This is a genomic window from Lactobacillus mulieris (genome assembly GCF_007095465.1).
In the GTDB taxonomy this organism is placed as follows: Bacteria; Bacillota; Bacilli; order Lactobacillales; family Lactobacillaceae; genus Lactobacillus; species Lactobacillus mulieris.
This window is the reverse complement of the sequence record NZ_SDGL01000038.1, coordinates 1-393: the sequence shown is the minus strand read 5'-3', so window position 1 is coordinate 393 and position 393 is coordinate 1. Positions and strand designations below refer to the sequence as shown.

The 393-nt window shown below is 45.8% G+C and carries 2 tRNA genes; both read left to right on the top strand.

From position 1 onward, the window contains the following. Window positions 1-105: 105 nt before the first annotated feature. Window positions 106-179, top strand: a tRNA-Ile gene (locus ETI37_RS07740). Window positions 180-215: 36 nt separating this feature from the next. Then, a tRNA-Ala gene (locus ETI37_RS07735) sits at window positions 216-288 on the top strand. Window positions 289-393: the final 105 nt, after the last annotated feature.

Sequence of the window (393 nt, the reverse complement as noted above, 5' to 3'; positions counted from 1 at the left end):
GAGATACTAAAAGAAGGCACTGAGTACGGAAGCACACTAAAGAAACTTTGTTTAGTTTTGAGAGTAGTAACTCTCAAGAACTTGAATAAAACCAAGCAAAAAGTCGGGCCTATAGCTCAGCTGGTTAGAGCGCACGCCTGATAAGCGTGAGGTCGATGGTTCAAGTCCATTTAGGCCCATTGAAGCGAAGGCTTCAAGGGAAAAGACGAATAATTGGGGGCTTAGCTCAGATGGGAGAGCGCCTGCTTTGCACGCAGGAGGTCATCGGTTCGATCCCGTTAGCCTCCATCGGGTACCGAAAGGTATCCATGAGAAATGCACGTTGAAAACTGAATAACAACCAAGAAAAAACCGAGACAATCATTGAACAGATTGTGAAAGCGAACCGAGAAG